Annotated in this window: 16 protein-coding genes; 11 read left to right on the forward strand and 5 right to left on the reverse strand. The window is 69.4% G+C overall.

The features are described 5' to 3' along the window. Positions 1 to 19: 19 nt before the first annotated feature. A complete protein-coding gene (locus tag AC07NX_RS08420; protein WP_494640793.1) occupies positions 20 to 2,197 on the forward strand; it encodes a protein-disulfide reductase DsbD family protein in 2,178 nt (725 codons plus the stop codon). Between the two features lie 118 nt (positions 2,198 to 2,315). On the opposite strand, the gene AC07NX_RS08425 is transcribed toward AC07NX_RS08420, so the two are convergent. Further along, the gene (locus AC07NX_RS08425) at positions 2,316 to 3,053 is read right to left on the reverse strand and encodes a DUF1353 domain-containing protein (protein ID WP_494640795.1); all 738 of its coding nucleotides are present in this window, start codon (positions 3,051 to 3,053) and stop codon (positions 2,316 to 2,318) included. Positions 3,054 to 3,221: 168 nt separating this feature from the next. Here AC07NX_RS08425 and AC07NX_RS08430 point away from each other — a divergent pair, with 168 nt between their 5' ends. Further along, on the forward strand, positions 3,222 to 3,830 hold the full coding sequence (locus AC07NX_RS08430) for a thioredoxin family protein (RefSeq protein ID WP_494640797.1): 609 nt from the start codon (positions 3,222 to 3,224) through the stop codon (positions 3,828 to 3,830). 194 nt (positions 3,831 to 4,024) lie between these two features. Here the strand turns inward: AC07NX_RS08430 and AC07NX_RS08435 are convergent, their stop codons facing one another. Then, entirely contained in the window at positions 4,025 to 4,519 is a 495-nt protein-coding gene (locus AC07NX_RS08435; protein ID WP_494640799.1) for a hypothetical protein, read from the reverse strand. Between the two features lie 111 nt (positions 4,520 to 4,630). Here AC07NX_RS08435 and pgi point away from each other — a divergent pair, with 111 nt between their 5' ends. From pgi to AC07NX_RS08450, 3 genes are all read left to right on the forward strand, one after another. Continuing rightward, complete coding sequence (gene pgi / locus AC07NX_RS08440; RefSeq protein WP_494640801.1) at positions 4,631 to 6,250, forward strand: glucose-6-phosphate isomerase; 1,620 nt, start codon at positions 4,631 to 4,633, stop codon at positions 6,248 to 6,250. A 252-nt stretch (positions 6,251 to 6,502) separates the two neighbouring features. Further along, a complete protein-coding gene (locus AC07NX_RS08445) occupies positions 6,503 to 8,062 on the forward strand; it encodes a hypothetical protein (RefSeq protein WP_494640803.1) in 1,560 nt (519 codons plus the stop codon). Positions 8,063 to 8,121: 59 nt separating this feature from the next. Next, positions 8,122 to 8,547: a VOC family protein gene (locus AC07NX_RS08450; RefSeq protein ID WP_494640805.1), complete on the forward strand. Its 426-nt coding sequence runs from the start codon at positions 8,122 to 8,124 to the stop codon at positions 8,545 to 8,547. Positions 8,548 to 8,566: 19 nt separating this feature from the next. Here the strand turns inward: AC07NX_RS08450 and AC07NX_RS08455 are convergent, their stop codons facing one another. Together AC07NX_RS08455 and AC07NX_RS08460 are read right to left on the reverse strand one after the other, a co-directional pair. Continuing rightward, complete coding sequence (locus tag AC07NX_RS08455) at positions 8,567 to 10,636, reverse strand: TonB-dependent receptor plug domain-containing protein (protein WP_494640807.1); 2,070 nt, start codon at positions 10,634 to 10,636, stop codon at positions 8,567 to 8,569. Positions 10,637 to 10,957: 321 nt separating this feature from the next. After that, on the reverse strand, positions 10,958 to 11,167 hold the full coding sequence (locus AC07NX_RS08460; protein WP_494640809.1) for a hypothetical protein: 210 nt from the start codon (positions 11,165 to 11,167) through the stop codon (positions 10,958 to 10,960). Positions 11,168 to 11,956: 789 nt separating this feature from the next. On the opposite strand from AC07NX_RS08460, the gene AC07NX_RS08465 reads away from it, so the two are divergent. Next, positions 11,957 to 12,049, forward strand: a complete 93-nt coding sequence (locus AC07NX_RS08465) for a hypothetical protein (protein ID WP_494640887.1) — start codon at positions 11,957 to 11,959, stop codon at positions 12,047 to 12,049. Positions 12,050 to 12,270: 221 nt separating this feature from the next. Here AC07NX_RS08465 and AC07NX_RS08470 read toward each other — a convergent pair whose 3' ends face one another. Continuing rightward, entirely contained in the window at positions 12,271 to 12,459 is a 189-nt protein-coding gene (locus tag AC07NX_RS08470) for a hypothetical protein (RefSeq protein WP_494640811.1), read from the reverse strand. A gap of 119 nt (positions 12,460 to 12,578) precedes the next feature. Between AC07NX_RS08470 and AC07NX_RS08475 the strand changes: the two genes are divergently transcribed. The 5 genes from AC07NX_RS08475 to hisG all read left to right on the forward strand — a co-directional run bounded on the left by AC07NX_RS08475 (position 12,579) and on the right by hisG (position 17,984). After that, positions 12,579 to 13,049, forward strand: coding sequence for a hypothetical protein (locus AC07NX_RS08475; RefSeq protein ID WP_494640813.1), 471 nt, complete (start codon positions 12,579 to 12,581; stop codon positions 13,047 to 13,049). Beyond that, complete coding sequence (locus AC07NX_RS08480) at positions 13,046 to 13,990, forward strand: ParB/RepB/Spo0J family partition protein (protein WP_494640815.1); 945 nt, start codon at positions 13,046 to 13,048, stop codon at positions 13,988 to 13,990. The genes AC07NX_RS08475 and AC07NX_RS08480 overlap by 4 nt, the downstream gene beginning before the upstream one ends. 385 nt (positions 13,991 to 14,375) lie before the next feature. Beyond that, positions 14,376 to 15,872, forward strand: a complete 1,497-nt coding sequence (hisS, locus tag AC07NX_RS08485; RefSeq protein WP_494640817.1) for a histidine--tRNA ligase — start codon at positions 14,376 to 14,378, stop codon at positions 15,870 to 15,872. 4 nt (positions 15,873 to 15,876) lie between these two features. Beyond that, entirely contained in the window at positions 15,877 to 17,019 is a 1,143-nt protein-coding gene (locus AC07NX_RS08490) for an ATP phosphoribosyltransferase regulatory subunit (protein ID WP_494640819.1), read from the forward strand. Beyond that, positions 17,016 to 17,984, forward strand: a complete 969-nt coding sequence (hisG, locus tag AC07NX_RS08495; protein WP_494640821.1) for an ATP phosphoribosyltransferase — start codon at positions 17,016 to 17,018, stop codon at positions 17,982 to 17,984. The genes AC07NX_RS08490 and hisG overlap by 4 nt, the downstream gene beginning before the upstream one ends. Positions 17,985 to 18,190 lie beyond the last annotated feature (206 nt).

An 18,190-nucleotide genomic window follows, 5' to 3' on the forward strand; every position in this document is an offset into this window, starting at 1 on the left:
CCGAGCCTGGAACCCGTTCATGTCGCTTCGAAAGCTGTTCGCCGTCCTGCCGGCGCTGGTGATCGCCCTGCTGCTGGGCGCGCCCGCCCTGACGGGGACGGCGAAGGCCGACCCGGTCCAGACCGGCCACATCGAGGTCGAGCTGGTCTCGCAGGAAGCCGGGGCCGCGCCGGGCTCGACGGTCTATGTGGCCCTGCGCCAGAAGATCCAGCCCGGCTGGCACACCTATTGGCGCAATCCGGGCGACGCCGGCGACGCCACCCGCATCGTCTGGACCCTGCCGGCCGGCTGGACCGCCGGCGACATCGTCTGGCCGACCCCGGAGAAGAGCCGTGTCGGGCCGCTGCTGGACTTCGCCTATACCGGCGAGGTGCTGCTGCCCGTGCCGATCAGCGTGCCGGCCAGCGCCCGGGTCGGCTCGGTGGTCACCCTGAAGGCGGCCGCCGCCTTCCTGGTCTGCGAGCAGGTCTGCGTGCCCGAGGACGCCGTCGTCACCCTGACCCTGCCGGTGGTGGCGGGAACGCCTCAGGCCGATCCGAAGTGGGGCGCCAAGGTCGCCGAGACCCTGGCCAGGGCGCCCAAGCCGGCCGGGCTGAAGGCGGTCTTCCAGCTTGAGGGCTCGGTGCTGAAACTGGCCGTGACCGGCGCGCCGCTGAAGGGCGCCGACGTCTCGGGCGCGTTCTTCTATCCCTATTCCGGCAAGGTCATCGAGCATCCGCCCGAGCAGGCGATCGAGCGCGGTCCCGAGGGCCTGACCCTGTCGCTGACCCCCGGCTATGATTTCACCCAGGCCGAGCAGAAGCCGACGGAACTGGCCGGCGTCCTGGCCCTGAACGGCGCGGCCTATGAGATCACCGCCACGCCGGGGGCGATCCCGGCCGAGGCCGGCGGCCTGGGCGCGCCGCCCGCGGCCCCGACCAAGGCCCACGGAACCGCCCAGGGCGCCGCCCTGGGGCTGCCTCTGGCCGTGGTCTTCGCCTTCCTCGGCGGCCTGATCCTCAACCTGATGCCCTGCGTCTTCCCGATCCTGTCGATGAAGGCCGCCAGCCTGACCGCCCACGCCCATGACGCCGGCCGGACCCGCGTCCAGGGCCTGGCCTTCCTGGCCGGGGTGGTCGTCACCTTCCTGGTCCTGGCCGGCCTGCTGATCGCCGTGCGGGCCGGCGGGGCGGCGGTGGGCTGGGGCTTCCAGCTGCAGTCGCCGGCGGTGGTCGCCGGCCTGGCCCTGCTGATGCTGTTGGTGGCCCTGAACATGTCGGGCGTGTTCGAGGTCGGCGCCTCGGTGCAGGGCGTGGCGTCCGGCGCGAGCGGTTCGGGGCTTGGCGGCTCGTTCCTGACCGGCGCCCTGGCGGTAGTCGTCGCCGCGCCCTGCACCGCGCCGTTCATGGCCGGCGCCCTGGGCTTCGCCCTGACCCAGCCGCCGCTGGCCGCCCTGCTGGTGTTTTTGGGCCTGGCCTTGGGCTTTGCCGCGCCTTTCGTGCTGCTGGCCTTCATCCCCGGCCTGCTGGCCCGGCTGCCGCGCCCCGGTCCGTGGATGGACGTGCTGAAGAAGGGCCTGGCCTTCCCGATGTACGCCACCGCCGCCTGGCTGGCCTGGGTCTACAGCCAGCAGACCGGGGCGATCCCCCTGGCCGCCCTGCTGGCCGCCAGCGTTCTGATCGCCTTCGCCGCCTGGCTCTACGGCCTAGGGCAGGGCCGGCGCATCGAGGGCAAGGGCGCGGCGGTTCCGTTCGTGCTGGCGGCCCTGTCCCTGGTCGCCGCCGTGGCCCTGGCGGCGGCCGGCGTCCGCGCCGCGCCCGCCGCCGCTTCCCCCGCGCCGAGCGCCGCGCTCCCGTCCGGTCCCGGCCTGGCCGCCGAGGCCTGGAGCCCCGAAAAGGTCAAGGCGCTGCAGGCGCAGGGCAAGGTGGTGATGGTCGACTTCACCGCCGACTGGTGCGTGACCTGCAAGGTCAATGAGGGAACCGCCCTGAAGGGCCAGCGCCTGGTCGACGCGTTCAAGGCCTCGGACGCCGTGCTGCTGCGCGCCGACTGGACCAAGCGCGACGCCGTCATCGCCGCCGCCCTGGCCGAGCACGGCCGGGCCGGCGTGCCGCTGTACCTAGTCTATCCCAAGGGCGGCGGTGAGCCCGCGGTCCTGCCGCAGCTGCTGACCGAGGGGCTGGTGATCGAGGCGGTGGAGAAGGCGGCCAAGGGGTAGGGCGGCCAAGGCCCCCTCCGGCCCTTCGGGCCACCTCCCCCAGAGGGGGAGGATCTAATACAGCGGGATGCTCCCCCTCTGGGGGAGCTGTCGCGAAGCGACTGAGGGGGCTCTCCCCTTACTTCTTCTTCTCGCCCTTGCCCCCAAACGGCAGCCGGTCCTTGACCTGGTCCAGCGGGGTCCGCGTCACCACCACCGGCGGCGGGGCGACCACGGCCGGGGCCTTGATCGGATAGGCCCGCCAGCCCGACTGGATCAGGGCGCCGAAGCCCTGGCAGCGCGGCAGGATCCGCACCGCTCCGGTCCTGGGCTTGGGAAACGGCGGGGGCTGGAACAGGTCCTGGCGCTTGGGGTCGGTGAACCGCCAGTCGGTGGGCAGGCCGTAGCCCTTCTCGCCGCCGATCCGCACGGCCTTGTAGGCGATATTGGCCTGGAACGGCGGCACGCCGTACTTCAGCATCGCCCGCAGGAAGATGGCGTCGGCCTCCTCGCGCTTGCCCGGCTCGCCGATCGTGTAGAGCCAGTCGTGGACGATGGCCGCCCGCGCCGTCGGCCCCTGCGGGTCGACGAAGCCCTGGCCGTACCAGGGTACGCTGGCGAAGTCGGTGACGTACCACCGGGGCACGACGATCAGCTTGCCGGTCTCGACGTCGCAATAGGGGAACTCGGCGTCCAGGGTGAACAGCTTGCGGCCGTCCTTGGTCTGGTTGAACAGCATCACCGGCTGGGGCGTCAGCGAGCTGGGCGGGGTCGGGGCGACCACCGGCACGAAGACCGTGGTCTTGGTCTCGGTGGCGCAACTGGCCAGGACGAGGCCGAGGGCGAGGGCGGCGGCGGATCTGAACTTCGGCGGCATGGTCGGCGGACGGGTCTCGGGAGGAGGCGATCTTCTGGACGGCAAGCCGCGCCCTATCAAGCGTCAATGGCGAAGGTGCGGCGATGGCGGCCTTCTGTTGCGAGTCTTTCGCGAAACGCGGTTTTGTGGAATCCTCCGCGCGGGGGCCTTCCTGTCTCGGAGAACGCCATGCCGATCACTCGCCGCCTCGTCGCCGCCGGCCTGCCTGGGCTGATGCTGGCGATCCCGTCCCTGGCCCAGGCCCGGCCCGCGCCGGCCTTCACCGCCGTCGATGTTGACGGCAAGACCCGCTCCCTGGCCGAGTTCAAGGGCAAGGTCGTGGTGCTGGAATGGGTCAACGAGGGCTGCCCCTACGTCCGCAAGCACTATTCGGGCAACATGCAGGGGCTGCAGCAGGCGGCGCGGGCCGACGGCGTGGTCTGGCTGTCGGTGGCCTCGTCGGCCCCGGGCAAGCAGGGCTACTTCCCCGACGGCGCGGCCGCCAAGACCTGGTTGGACGCCAAGGGCGCCAAGCCCACCACGATGCTGCTGGACCCGCAGGGGGTGGTGGCCACGGCCTACAAGGCCAAGACCACGCCGCACATGTTCGTCATCGATCGCGAGGGGCAGGTGGTCTACGAGGGCGCCATCGATGACACGCCCAGCGCCAGGGTCGAGGACCTGAAGACGGCCAAGAACTACGTCGCCGCCGCCCTCAACGACGTCAAGGCCGGTCGCAAGGTGGCCGTGGCCTACAGCCAGCCGTACGGGTGCTCGGTGAAGTACAAGGATGCTTGAGGCATGCCCCCAAAGCGAGGGTGCGCGTCGTTTGAGAACTCAGGGTCCACGCAAGGCCCCCTGGTTGTCCTCCCGGAAAGCGCGCAGCGCTTGTCCGGGACCAGGTGAACCGCAAGGCCTTTACCCAGTCCCCTGGGTCCCGGACAGCCTCCGCGAGGCTTCCGGGATGACAAGCCTGTTGGACGCTGGACCGGCTAAGCCGCCGGCTGCGGCGGGGCGGTGATCACCTCGACATTGTCGTTGAGCAGATAGACCATGTCGCGCAGGGCCAGGTCCTGGTCCTTGACGGTCCTGGCCTCGCCCACGGCCTTCAGCTTTTCCGGCAGATCCTGGCTGATGCCGCGCAGGATGCACTTGAGATCGTCGACCGCCCCGCGCGCCTTCAGGGTCACGTGGCCCTTCATGTCCAGGGCCGACAGCTCGGCGATCCTGCCCTGGAAGACGTCGAAGCCTTTCAGGGCCGCGGCGACGGCGGCCGGATCCTTGGGCAGGCCGGCGCGATAGGCTTCGGTCTGGGCCTTCAGTCCCTTGGCCCGGCCGACGATGTCGATGAACAGCGGCTCGCCGGCCACCGAGGCCGGGGCTTGCCCTTGCTGGACCACGGCCGGGGCCGGATCGACGGCCTGGAGTCCCGGGCTGCTCGAGGCGAACCAGAGCATGGCGGAAAAGGCGACGGCGTCACAGGACATGGAGCTCTCCCCGCGAAAAACGTCATTGGTCTTCATGACGCGGCGGCAGGGGTTTGGTAAGCCCGCCCGGGTAAACGCCGATTTACCAACCGCACCGAAAGGAACGCCCGCATGGCCGATCTCGACGCCGCCTGGAACCGCCTGGAAGCCGCCGCCAAGGCCGCCGGCGAAAAGCGCATCGTCGAGTTCTTCGACGCCGAGCCGCGGCGGCTGGAGGCCCTGACCCTGGACGTCGCCGGTCTGCACATCGACCTCAGCAAGCAGGCCTGGGACGAGGCCGGCCTCGAGGCGGCCCTGGACCTGGCCCATGCGGCCGATGTCGAGGGCGCCCGGGCCCGGATGTTCGGCGGCGAGGCGATCAATTCGTCCGAGGGCCGCGCCGTCCTGCACACCGCCCTGCGCGCCAGGGCCGACGCTGACGTCAGGGCCGGCGGCGTCCCGGTCATGGCCGAGGTCGAGGCCGTCCGCGCCCGGATGAAGGCCTTCGCCGAGGCCGTCCGGTCCGGAGCGATCAAGGGCGCGACCGGCAAGCCGTTCAAGGCCATCCTGCACATCGGCATCGGCGGCAGCGACCTGGGCCCCCGCCTGCTGTGGGACGCCCTGCGCCCGGTCAAGCCCGAGATCGACCTGCGCTTCGTGGCCAATGTCGACGGCGCCGAGTTCGCCCTGACCACGGCCGACATGGATCCGGAACAGACCCTGGTCATCGTCGTCTCCAAGACCTTCACCACCCAGGAGACCCTGGCCAACGCCGGCGCGGCCCGCGCCTGGCTGGCCGCCGCCCTGGGCGAGACCGGCGCCAACCAGCACCTGGCCGCCATCTCCACCGCCCTGGACAAGACCGCCGCCTTCGGCGTGGCCGACGACCGGGTGTTCGGCTTCTGGGACTGGGTCGGCGGCCGCTATTCCCTGTGGTCGTCGGTCAGCCTGTCGGTGGCCGTGGCCTGCGGCTGGGACGTGTTCCAGGGCTTCCTGGACGGGGCGGCCGAGATGGACCAGCACTTCCGCACGGCCTCGCTGGAGGCCAACGCCCCGGTGCTGATCGCCTTGGCCCAGATCTTCAACCGCAACGGCCTGGACCGCCGCGCCCGCTCGGTCGTGCCCTATTCGCACCGCCTGCGCCGCCTGGCCTCGTTCCTCCAGCAGCTGGAGATGGAGAGCAACGGCAAGTCGGTCGGGTCGGACGGCAAGCCCGTCAAGCGCGGCACGGCCACGGTGGTGTTCGGCGACGAGGGCACCAACGTCCAGCACGCCTATTTCCAGTGCATGCACCAGGGAACCGACATCACCCCGATGGAGCTGATCGGCGTGGCCAGGTCCGACGAGGGCCCGGCCGGCATGCACGAGAAGCTGCTGTCCAACCTGCTGGCCCAGGCCGAGGCCTTCATGGTGGGACGCTCCACCCAGGACGTGGTCGCCGAGCTCCAGGCCAAGGGCGTCCCCGAGGCCGAGATCGCGACGCTCGCGCCCCAGCGCACCTTCGCCGGCAACCGCCCCTCGACCCTGGTGCTGATGGACCGCCTGACGCCCCGGACGTTCGGCGCCCTGATCGCCCTCTATGAGCACAAGACCTTCGTCGAGGGCGTGATCTGGGGCGTCAACAGCTTCGACCAGTGGGGCGTGGAGCTGGGCAAGGTGATGGCCGGCCGCATCCTGCCGGAGCTGGAGAGCGGGGCCGTGGGCGAGCATGATCCGTCGACCACGGCCCTGATCGGGCGGTTGAAGGTTTAAACGCCTCTCCACCCTGCGCGCGGGGGCCGCCCAGGCCTCAGCTTCCTTGGTTCGTCGACCACGACGGCCACGCCAATGCGTGGCCGGTCCGTCGGCGTGCGCCAGCTCGCGCGAGAAGGGTGCTTGACCTCCCCTTAAGTTGAGCGTCTTATTTAATTGCCCGACAAAGTTGCGTCCTGAGTTCGTGCCCATGTCGGCAAACTCACGCTTTCCTTCGTGCAATAAAACACTTCATCCAAAGGAGGATACGCCATGCGCGTGATCACTCGGCTTGAGCAAAGCGCCAAGACCGGACTTGGATATGGCGCCGATGCAGCGGTCCGGAGCAAGGGCTATTCCGACGCCTTCTTCGATGGTCGAAGCACTCCCCGCGAGATTCTTGCCCGCAACTGGCTGCCGGAAGGCGCGGTTCACCAGGAGCGGATTCTGTCCAACCAGGTCAACAGCGACCGCTATCTGCTGGGACCGCAGGTCAGTATCACCCGCGACGACATGCGCCGCGTCACCTGGGCGGCCGGCGTCGAGGCGGGCAGTCTGGTGCTCAGCCAATATGCGGGGCCCCACGTCGAGCGGAACGCCGGCCTGCGCATCGAAAAGCGCGTTCTGGCGCGCGATGGCGTGTGGCGCTATTCGCTCGCCCTGGACAAGTTCTCGGGCCAGCCCAGCGTCGCCTGGATCTCCGGCGAGCCGGGCGCGCGGACGCTGTGGCTGGATGGCGTCGCGGTCAAGACCAAGGCGACCGACGTCGACTTCCCCTTCCTCGCCTTCAGCCAGGCGCCCGTTGGCCACGTCCAGACCAAGGCCGCGCCGTTCGGCGTTCTTGGCTACAAGGACCGCAAGTCCGGCCAACTGTTCCTGCGGCGGATCGAGAAGGGCAAGCTGGGCGACGAGATCGCGGTTACGGCCGACACGTTGGGCGGCGTCTCGTTCGCCATATCGGGCGACGAGGTCCTGGCCCGTGTGGACCTGCTGTCGAAGGGCAAGCCCGTGCCGGCCCTGTTCCGTTCGACGGACGGTGGGCGCGCCTATTCCAAGCCCCAGCCCATCGACATCTCGGGTCTGCAGGACGGCTTCGAAACCGTACCCGGCTACGCCAAGCCGATCGTTGACAAGGGGGGCGGCTTCCACGTGCCCCTGTCCCTGAGCAGCCACAAGGAAGCCCTGGCGGTGAACTACGTGGTTCGCGAAAATGCTCTGGTCGAGGCGATCCGGGTCGCGGGCGTCACCAAGAAGGTGACGGTCGAGGTGTTCCCCAGCACGGTGGGCAGCCAGAAGAGCTTCGGCAACGGCGTCTCCGACGGGCACGGCCTGATCATGGTGCTCAGCACCGAGGACGGCCAGCTGTTCTCCAGCAACTCGTCGGCCGGCGGGATCTATTTCCCCCAATCGGCCCTGCTGAACTACGAGATGCCGTTGGTGGCGGGCTTCACCGCGTCCGAGTGCTACAGTAGCGGCCAGAAGCCCAACATGGTCAGCATGGACTACCTGTTCCTGGAGGCCAACGACCTGGGCGATCCCATCACCTCGCGTCTGCATTTCGAGACCTGGGACATGCCCTTGCCTCTGCCGAAGGCCACGGCAAGGGCTCGGGGATCCAAGGTCGAGCTGAATATCGAGGCGGACTGCGATCTTGAGCCGGGCAAGGTCCGGGTCTCGTTCGACGATCCGGCCGTGGTCGTCACCAACGTGACGATCAAGGGGCTGCGGTCGGCTGTGATCGAGACCGACGCCAAGGACGTCAAGGGCAAGGTTCTGGCCTATGACGTCCTCACCCTGTTCCATCGACATCACGGCGAGGTCGTGGTCCATTAGGGCGGGTCGGGCTTGGAGGGCGGCGTCGGTTGTCGCCCTCACGGTCTCCGGGAGATCGCATGCCGCAGGCGCGGTTCAGCCACTTGGCGCTCAACGTCTCGTCCCTGGCGCGATCGGAAGCCTTCTATCTGGCGGCGTTGGGGCCCTTGGGGTTCGTCGCCGCGGACGGCGAGGCCAACCGCTACCGGCGGCTGACCAATGGCGCTGATCTGGTTATCGTCCTGGCCCAGGTCGAGCACCGCTTCCTGACTCGGCCCCATCACCGCAAGGCGCCGGGCTTGCACCACTTCGCCCTGTCGGTGCCTGACAAGGCCGACCTGGACGCCATGGAGCGCCATCTCACCGGACTGGGCGTTCCGCTGCTGGGGGCCGGCCGTTACGAGACCGGCTATCGCGACGGCTATTGCGGCCTGATGTTCGAGGACCCTGACCGGATCACCATCGAGATCGCCCATCACCATCCTCGGGGCTACTACGCCGCCTGAGGGTTGAACGGGCCATGCCCTAGAACGTCTTGCGCAGCCGCAGCGTCCAGAAGGTCCGCGGATTGATGTCGCGTTCCTCCGTGAAGGCCACCGCCCGGGTGTCGCGGTCGGCATAGACCGTGCGGCGGATGACGAAGTCGTCCCACATGTTCAGCTGGGCCCGCAGCGACAGGGTCGGGGTCGGCTTGTACTCGACGAAGGTCTCGAAATAGGCCGCGCCGCGCCAGCCGCCGGTCTGGTCGGGATCGAAGGTGTCCAGGCCCAGCTTCGGCAGCCAGTTGATCCCCCACTGGGTCTTCCAGGTGGCGATGTCCTGCTGGAAGCCGATATTGGCCTGGGTGGGGCGGACGTCCGAGATCGGCCGGTCGCGGTGGGTGGTCGGGTCGGTGACGTGGGTCTCGTTCCAGTCGTTCTTGAAGGTGACGCGGCCGCCCTTGATCCCCCACCTGTCGGTGGGGACCACGATGTTGACCGACAGCCGGTCCAGCGTGCCGTTGCCGATGTTGCCCACCGCCGACAGCCCGCCGTCCAGGGGCAGGCGGTCGATCACGTCGATGATCTCGTCGTGGCGATAGCCGACCGAGACGATGCCCTCGCCCCAGAACCGCCGCTCGAAGGTCACTTCCGAGATCCACCGCTGCTCGGGCCGCAGGTCGACATTGCCGCCATAGACATTGCCGTCGTCCAGGTCGGACGAGGCGGCGAAGTCCTCGAAGTCCAGCTGGCCCAGCTCGCGCTCGAAGCGGAACCGCACCTGGTGGTTGGCCTTGGGCGTCCAGGTCGCCTGGAAGCGCGGCTTGGCGTAGAAGAAGCTCTCCTTGTTCGAGGCGTCGCCCGACTGCTTGATCGTCGAGGTCTCCAGCCGCAGCCCGCCCTCCAGGGTCAGCTTGGGGTTCACTCGCCAGGTGGCCTTGGTGAAGGCCTCGCCACGCAGTTCCTCCACCTTGACCGAGGCGCTGGGCAGGTCGATCGCCTGGCCGTTCTCGGCATAGGTCTGGTGGGTGTCGAGCATGTTGTAGGCCAGCTCGCCGCCGGCCTCGATGGTCAGGCCGGCGCCGCGCTCGTGGCGGACCAGGGCCCGGACGATCGATTCCGAGGAGTCGCCCTTGGCCGTGAAGCGCTGGTCCAGCCCCGCCTGGCTGTCGGCGCCGGTGGCCACGTCGTCGAAGCTCTCGAACTGGTGGATGACCCGGGTCTCCAGCGTCCATTTCGGCTTCAGCGGGCGGATATAGGTCACGCCCAGCTCGCCCGACTTGGTGTCCTCGGCGTAGTCGCTGGTGCGCAGCACGCCCGGCGAACTGATCCTCTGCCACTCCCGCCAGTCGTGGACCCCGTATTCGGCCGTGGCCTCGACCTTGCCGCCGGCCAGCGGGCCCGAATAGTTGACCCGCGCCGAGTCGCCGCCGCCCCAGCCGTCGTTGATGAAGGCCTCGTCGCGCAGCACCGCCCCTGTCGCGTCGCGGCGGATGTTGCGGCCCACGCCGTTGGAGTCGCTGGTCGAGGTGCCGTCGCTGAGCAGCACGCTCCAGCTGCGCTCGCCGCTCTTGGCGGTGAACTGGTAGCTGCCGCCCCAGACGTCGTGGCCGCCGTCGAACAGGCCGGCGTTCCAGGTGACGATCGACTGGCGGCTGGCGGCCGTCTTCAGGATCACGTTCACCACCACCGAATAGCCCTGCATGTCGATGCCCGGCGCCCCGCCGCGGATCAGCTCGATGCGGTCGACCTGGCTGGCCGGGGTGCGCTCCAGCACGTCCGAGCCGGCGTCGTTCTTCGAGGCCGGGCGGTTGTTGTTGATCAGGATGTTGCCGACCGCCCCCTCGAAGCCGCGCGTCCCCGCGCCGTCGTCGACCGTGAAGCCGGGCACCCGGTCGACCATGTCCAGGGCGGTGTTGGGCCGCTGGGCGGCGAAGAAGTCGGGGGTGAAGACCAGCACGCCCTTCTGGGTCGCGTCGTCCAGCGGGGCCTTGTCGGTCGGGCCGGTCGGGACCGGGACCTGGGCGGCCTGCGGCGCGGCGTCGGCGGCGCGGGCGGCGGTGGCGCCGGTCAGGATCAGGGCGGCGGCGCTCGCCAGCAGCAGGCTCTTGGTCATCGATGTCATCCCCTCAGATGTGAGGCGATAACTGCCGGCCGCGGACCTTCATCTCAAGTTACAAGCCGGAAAGGTGGATTACTTCGGCGTCACATTACATGACGTTCATGTTGGTGGATTGGGCGTGGCTGTGGATAACACTGAGGACGGCGCCGTTAAGACTTGGAAAGATCTGTTCGTTTCCGTTGTCATCCCGGAAAGCGCGCAGCGCTTGTCCGGGACCCAGGTGAACCGCAAGGCCTTCGCCCAGCCCCCTGGATCCGGACAGCCTCCGCGAGGCTTCCGGGATGACAACGAAAAGGGCACGGGGCGCGCCGACGGTCAGGGAGGGTCCTTGCGCGCCGCCGCCTCCAGGCGGGCCAGGGACTGCGCGCCCAGTCGCAGGCTCTCCAGCTTGAGCGCCCGGCTCAGCGCGGCGTCCTGGATCTTGAGCCGGGCCTCGATCTCCGCGTCGGTCAGGCGGTCGAGGTCGTCGCCCGTCTTGCCGAAGGCGGCCAGGTGATCGTTGGCGGGGGGCTTGGGTCTGCTCATCGAAATCTCCATGAAGGCTGGGGTGGCTCCGCCCCTCCCATGGGGCGGACACGGTTTCTCGATCTCACGCGGTTGACCCGCTGAGGGCTGGGGAGGCGGCGGAGCGTCCGGGCCATGCCCGGTGTAGAGTTGTGGAGTGTACCGTTTCGGCCTGGGCCGGAGCGCTCCGCGCGGCCGGTGGACGAGAGCCTTCGGGTCGCGGATTCTTAACCCGCTCCGATGGAGGCCCCCGGCGGGCGGAGGGGCGACGTACCCCGTCCGGACCGCGCGGGCGATTTCAGCCCGCGCCTGCCGCGTGTCGCCGTTCGGCCCCGAGGGTTTGATCCCGCCGTCCGGTCCGGCCCGCCCGAGGCCCCATCCAGGACCTCCACGTTCCGCCGACCGGTCCACCGGGACCCGCGACGCCGGCCGGCGGACGCTTCCCGCTCGACCGCCCCCGCCACCCGCCAGGTCGCCAGCTGGACGGCCTCCCCGGTGGTGGGGCGACTATCAGTATGGCTGGACCTCGAGCCCGGTGGCGCTCGTGACGCTGATTTTCTTGCAGGGCCTTGAACGGGCTGGCCTTTTTCGCGTCGGCGACGGGGATTGAGCGGGGTTTATCCCCGCCAGGGGCCTTCCGCCGGTCCCCTGAACTGTCATCCCGGACAAGCTCGGCGAAGCCGGGCGCCGATCCGGGACCGCCGCAAGCGCCGGCGTTCACACCCCGGTCCCGGATCGTCGCGCTGCGCGCTCGTCCGGGATGACAGCCGTCTTGCGCCCCCTTCGCCCACGAAGGGGAGCCATCCTTACATCTCACGGCGAGACGATCGCCGGGCTGGGCAGGTCACTCAAGGACGACGCTCCGCGTCGCCGCGGAGCGGCCGGCCGCAGGCCGGTCCTTGACTGACCTGCCCAGCCCGGCACGCTGCTGCCTACGAGAGATGTAAGGCTGGGTCCCGACCAGGGCGGTCGGGGGGGGGGCGAGCTGGCGAGAGGAGTTCGGCGGCTTCGGCGATGCCGGCCGCCGGGCCGGAACAGCCTCCCCGGCGGTGGGGAGAGAGATACTTATTTCGAGTCGCGGTGATGAAGAAGGGGTGGCGCGCTTCACCCCCTCCCCAGCAAGACTAGGGACGGCCGGCACCGTTCTTGGTCGGATCGACCAGATGGAAGCCTTGGCCCGGCTTCATCGTCGGCGGCAGGGGTTCGCCGCGGACGACGGTCCGCTCCTTGCCCGTACCGCCGCCACGCGGGCCGACGATTTCGTACTGTCCCGAACGGGGCGCGCTCTGGCCCGGTTTGTAGGTCTTGGTCATTTCTAGCTCCATTTCGCGAATCCGGACTGCCCGGTTCAACGGCATGATCATCCGGCGCTTGACTTCAGGAGTAAATAGGAAAAAATAGGACCTAGAAAATATCATCATCGGAGGTCGCTATGGCGAGTCCCCAGTCCTCTGTTGCGTCCGTTCACCATCTTCATCCGGTCGGAGAGGTCTGCCCGACTTGCGATCAGCCCATTCCCCATGAGCGGGCTGAAGAGGTTCGCCGCCGATTGGAAGAGCGCGCCCGTCAGCAGGCTGCCGAGCTCACCACCGCCCTTCAGGAAAAGTTCGACCGAGAGACAACCGAAGCCGCCGAGCGTCACAAACTAGAGACCCAGCAACAATTGGAGATCGCTCGCGCTGAAGCAAAGGCGGCGGCTCTGATTGCGGCTAACGTCGAGATCGAAGCGGCCAAGGCGGCGAGCCGGCTTGCGCAAGACGCTTTGGTGATCAAAACGGCTGAGGTCGAAACTGCGCGGGCTGAAATGGCCGAGCAGATCACTCAGGTGCAACAGGCCGGCTTGGCGGAGGTTGAGCGGGTCCGTATCATCGGCACCGCATCAGCGGCTGAGCCTGGGCAATGAGCCAGCCCGCCCCCAAAACCAACGACAATGTCGTCTCGCTTCAGGAGCGCAGCCTAGACCGCACAACGCTGCGCACCTACCGGACCAAGGTGGACTTGGAGGATGTCCTACCGAACCCAAACCAGCCGCGTATGGGCCCGAAGGTGGACGAGGAACTACAACGCCAGATCGAGGCGAACGGCGGCCTGTTCGAGCCACTGCTTGTCGAACCCCATCCGGACTTCCCCGGGAAGTTCCGCATCATCGACGGTGACCGGCGGTGGTCGAACTCGAAGGCGTTGCTGGAGCAGGGCAAGACTGAGTATCGCCATGTACCGGTCGAAGTCACCGACCGAACCCTCTCCGACGAGGATCGGCTCCGGGTCTGGATCTATATCCACCGCCAGCGCAAGGAATGGGACGCCAAGGAAAAGGAGATGGTCGCCTACCGTCTCGTCGACATTATGGGGCGCACTAGCGCCGCCAATATCCTGGGCATAACAGTGAGAGAGTTGGACAAGCTCGTTGAAGTTTTCGAGCTGTCCCAGCGCTTCACCAGTCTGCGCGATCCGAGCGCGACCATCACATGGGCGCGCGAGCTTATGGGTGTCAGCAAAAAGCTGCTGACGCCGAGCGTCTTGGACGCGGTGGTGTCGAAAGTGAACGCCAAGCGCATCACCAACTCCAAGGACCTTCGCAGGTTGCGAATGATCCTTCCGGACCCGGTAGCTAAGGCGCACTTCCTGACTGACGGTGGCGACTTGGAGTCCGCCATGCTTCGTCTTGGAGCCGCGGAGCGGCCCAAGTCTGGAAACTTCTCGGACGACCTTGATGTCGCAGTTGACTCCATGAAGAAGGTCCCTTGGGCAACACTCCAGGAGTTGAAGGGAAACCGCGAGCTTCTGGCGAAGATCGAAGACGCCGAACAGCTTCTTCGCTCGCTACGTTCAGCATTGTCGTAGGCATCTTGGTTCAATCCGGTGGTGGCATGGCTCGGCACGCTCCCCCGTGAGCGGATATTCCTAACTTCGGCCATGAGACAGATCTGAGTCTGCGCCTGCAGCGTCGTCTTATTCTGGAAGCAGACCTTCTCAGACTCGGAGAAGAGTCAAAGCCGAAGCTTCCATATCGCCCTCCCCCTTCCCCCAACCCCCGCCATCCGCTACAAGCCGCCCCACCATGACCCGCACGCCGCACCATCACGGCCGCCACCACCATCCGACCTCGCCTCGCGGGATCGGCCGGGTCCGTTCGCTCTAAGCAACGCCCAGCCGCAGCCCCGCCCAAGGCGGATGGGGCTTCGTACGAGCGCCATCCGTCGAGACCTACGATCAGGACCCGACGCGCATGACCGACCAGCCAGACACCTCCGGCGAGACCTTCCGGCCCGAAGCCCGCAACCCGCGCGGCTTCGCCGACAAGCGGGCCCGCGACCTGCGGGCCGAGCGGGCGATCCTGGAGGCGGTGTCGGCGGTCTACGAGCGCTACGGCTTCGAGGCGCTGGATACCGGGGCGTTCGAATATGCCGACGCCCTGGGCAAGTTCCTGCCCGACAGCGACCGTCCCAACGAGGGGGTGTTCGCCCTGCAGGACGACGACGACCAGTGGATGGCCCTGCGCTACGACCTGACCGCGCCCCTGGCCCGCTTCGCCGCCCAGCACTGGGAGACCCTGCCCAAGCCGTTCCGCCGCTACGCCTTCGGGCCGGTGTGGCGCAACGAGAAGCCGGGGCCGGGCCGGTTCCGCGAGTTCATCCAGTGCGACGCCGACACCGTCGGCTCGGCCCGTCCCGAGGCCGACGCCGAGATCATCGCCATGGCCGTCGAGGGGCTGGAGGCGGCCGGCCTGCCGCGCGGGGCGGCGGTGCTGAAGATCAACAACCGCAAGCTGCTGAACGGCCTGCTGACCGCGGCCGGGGTCGAGACCGGCGGCCAGAAGCTGGCCGTGCTGCGCGCCGTCGACAAGCTGGACCGCCTGGGCGTCGAGGGCGTGCGCCTGCTGCTGGGCGAGGGCCGGCTGGACGAGAGCGGCGCCTTCACCAAGGGCGCGGGCCTGGTCGGCAAGGCGGTCGACTCGGTGCTGGACTTCGTCCAGGCCGGCGGCGGCGGGCGCTCGGCCACCCTGGCCCGGATCGCCGAGGTGATCGGCGGCTCGGCCGAGGGCGACGCGGGGCTGGAGGAGCTGGCGCGGATCGACGCGGCGCTCCGAAGCCTGGGCGTGGCCGACGACCAGGCGGCGTTCGAGCCGTCGATCGTCCGGGGGCTGGAATACTACACCGGCGCGGTGTTCGAGGCCGAGCTCTTGCTGTCGACCACGGACGACAAGGGCAACAAGGTCAGCTTCGGCTCGATCGGCGGCGGCGGGCGCTATGACGACCTGGTGGCGCGGTTCACCGGCCAGGTGACCCCGGCCACGGGCTTCTCGTTCGGCGTCTCGCGCCTGGCGGCCGCCCTGCGGGCGGCGGGACGCGAGCCGGGCGGGGCGGCGCGGGGGCCGGTGGTGGTCATCGCCTTCGACCAGGCCCACATGGGCGAATATTTCGCCGTGGCCGGCGAGCTGCGCGCGGCGGGGATCGCGGCCGAGGTCTATCTGGGGACCTCGGGCATGCGGCCGCAGATGAAGTACGCCGACCGGCGGCTGTCGCCGGCGGCGATCATGCTGGGCGGCGACGAGATCGCGGCCGGCACGGTGACCATCAAGGACCTGGATCTTGGCCGCGAGCTGGCGGCCGGGGTGGCCGACAACGCCGCCTGGAAGGCCGAGCGGCCCGGCCAGCAGACCATCCCGCGCGGCGAGCTGGTCGCGGCGGTGCGCAAGATCACTTCGAGCGACTTTGGGGGTTAGGGGCATGAGGCTCGAGCGTTCCATTCCGGCGGAGGCGCTCGACGCCATCCGCGCTCCGTTCCTGGCGGCCGGGGCCGCGCCGACCGACGCGCCGGTGCTGCAGCCCCTGGGCCTGCTGCTGGACCTGGCCGGCGAGGCCATGCGCTCGCGCCTGTTCGTGGTCTCGGGCGACGCGGGCGAGGAGGCCTGTCTGCGCCCCGACTTCACGGTCGCCGTGGCGCGCCAGCACCTGGCGGGGGGGAACGGCGCCGGGCGCTACTTCTACGAGGGCAAGGCGTTCCGGGTCGCGCCGCGTGGCTCGGACCGGGCCGAGGAGTTCCTGCAGCTGGGGATCGAGGCCTTCGAGACCGGCGATCCCGTGGCGGCCGACGCCGAGATGGCCGCCCTGGCCTGGGCCAGCGCGGCCGCCGGCGGCCGCGACGACCTGACCCTGCTGCTGGGCGATGTCAGCCTGTTCGGGGCCTTCGTCGACAGCCTGGGCCTGACGCCGCCGCTGGGCGCGCGGCTGAAGCGGGCGTTCGGCAAGCCGCGCCAGCTGAAGATCGAGCTTGACGGCGGCGTGGACGCGCCCTCGGAGGAGAAGAGCCGCATCGCCGCCCTGCTGGCCGGCCTGCCGGAGGCCGAGGCCTCGGCGGTGCTGCAGGAGCTGTGGTCCCTGGCCGGCATCGAGCCGGTCGGCGGCCGCCGTCCGGCCGAGATCGCCCACCGCCTGGTCGAGCGGGCCCAGGCCGCCCGGGCCGGGGCGCTGTCGGCCGGCGAAGCCGAGGCGGTGCGGGCCTTCCTGGCGGTCGGCGACCGTCCGGGCGCGGCCCTGGACGCCATCGCCGCCCTGGGCGGACGCGAGCGCGGGGCGCTGGACGCGGCCCTGGACGGCTGGCGCCGGCGCCTGGCCGGCCTGGTGGCGCGCGGCGTCCCCGAGGACCGCATGACCCTGGCCGCCGCCTTCGGCCGGGCCTTCGGCTATTATGACGGCTTCCTGTTCGAGGTGCGCAGCGCCGCGCTCGACGAGGAGCGGCCGGTGGCGGCCGGCGGCCGCTATGACGGCCTGCCCGGGCGGCTGGGCGGCGAGACCCAAAGCATGGTCGGGACTGGCGCCGTGGGCTGCATGGTGCGCCCGGCGCGAGCCTATGCGGGAGGCGGCGAATGAGCCCCCAAGGAAAGAGCGAGCCGATGATCTTCGCCATCCCGTCCAAGGGCCGGCTGAAGGACCAGGTCGAGGCCTGGCTGGCCGAGTGCGGCTTCCGGCTGGAGATGTCGGGCGGCGCGCGCGGCTATTCGGCCGAGCTGTCGGGCCTGCCGGGCGTGTCGGTGCGGCTGCTGTCGGCCGGCGACATCGCCGCGGGCCTGGACAGCGGCGAGCTGCACCTGGGCGTCACCGGCGAGGACCTGCTGCGCGAGCGCGGCGAGGACATGGACGACCGGGTGATGCTGCTGCGGGCCCTGGGCTTCGGCCGCGCCGATCTGGTGGTCACCGCCCCCAAGAGCTGGCTCGACGTCGACACCATGGCCGATGTCGACGAGGTGGGCCACGCTCATCTCGCCAGGACGGGCCGGCGTCTTCGCGTGGCCACCAAGTACGTCACCCAGACGCGGGCCTTCTTCGCCCGCCACGGCGTGGCCGACTACCGGATCGTCGAGAGCAGCGGGGCCACCGAGGGAGCCCCGGCCGCGGGGGCGGCCGAACTGGTGGTCGACATCACCACCACCGGCGCGACCCTGGCGGCCAACGGGCTGAAGATCCTGTCCGACGGGGTGATCCTGCGCAGCCAGGCCCAGCTGACCGCCTCGCTGATCACGCCGTGGACGGAGGGTCAGCTGGGCTCGCTGGCGCGCCTTTTGTCCGTGGTCGAGGCCAAGGGCCGGGCGGGCAAGCTGGCCACCCTGGTCTGGCCGGCCGAGCAGGACGCGGCGGGCCAGGCGGCCGTGGCCCCGTTCGTCGGCCAGGGCGCCCGGCGGGCCAACGGCGCCCTGCTGGCCGCCGCCGACCTGTTCGAGGCCGCCGCCGCCCTGGGCGCGGCCGGAGTCGAGCCGGTCACCGTCTCGCGTCCCGACTATGTCTTCGAGTCGCGATCGGCGGTGCTGGACAAGCTTCGCCAGAGGCTGTCCCGGTAAGTTTTGACTGACTTGTCAAAAATAAGCTGGGAGATCAGCGATAAGTTTGACCCACCGGTCCAATCTAACGGTTTTGTGTCAAAAATAATCCCGGGCGTGGCGGATTCACGATCGTTGCCGTTGACACCATCCCGGATTTGCCGTTTCTAACCCTGGCAAGGAAGAAACGGGCCCAAAGAGAGCTCCCTTCCTTCGGCGTTTCGGGG

Source organism: Caulobacter sp. GW821-FHT09A05 (assembly GCF_059418465.1).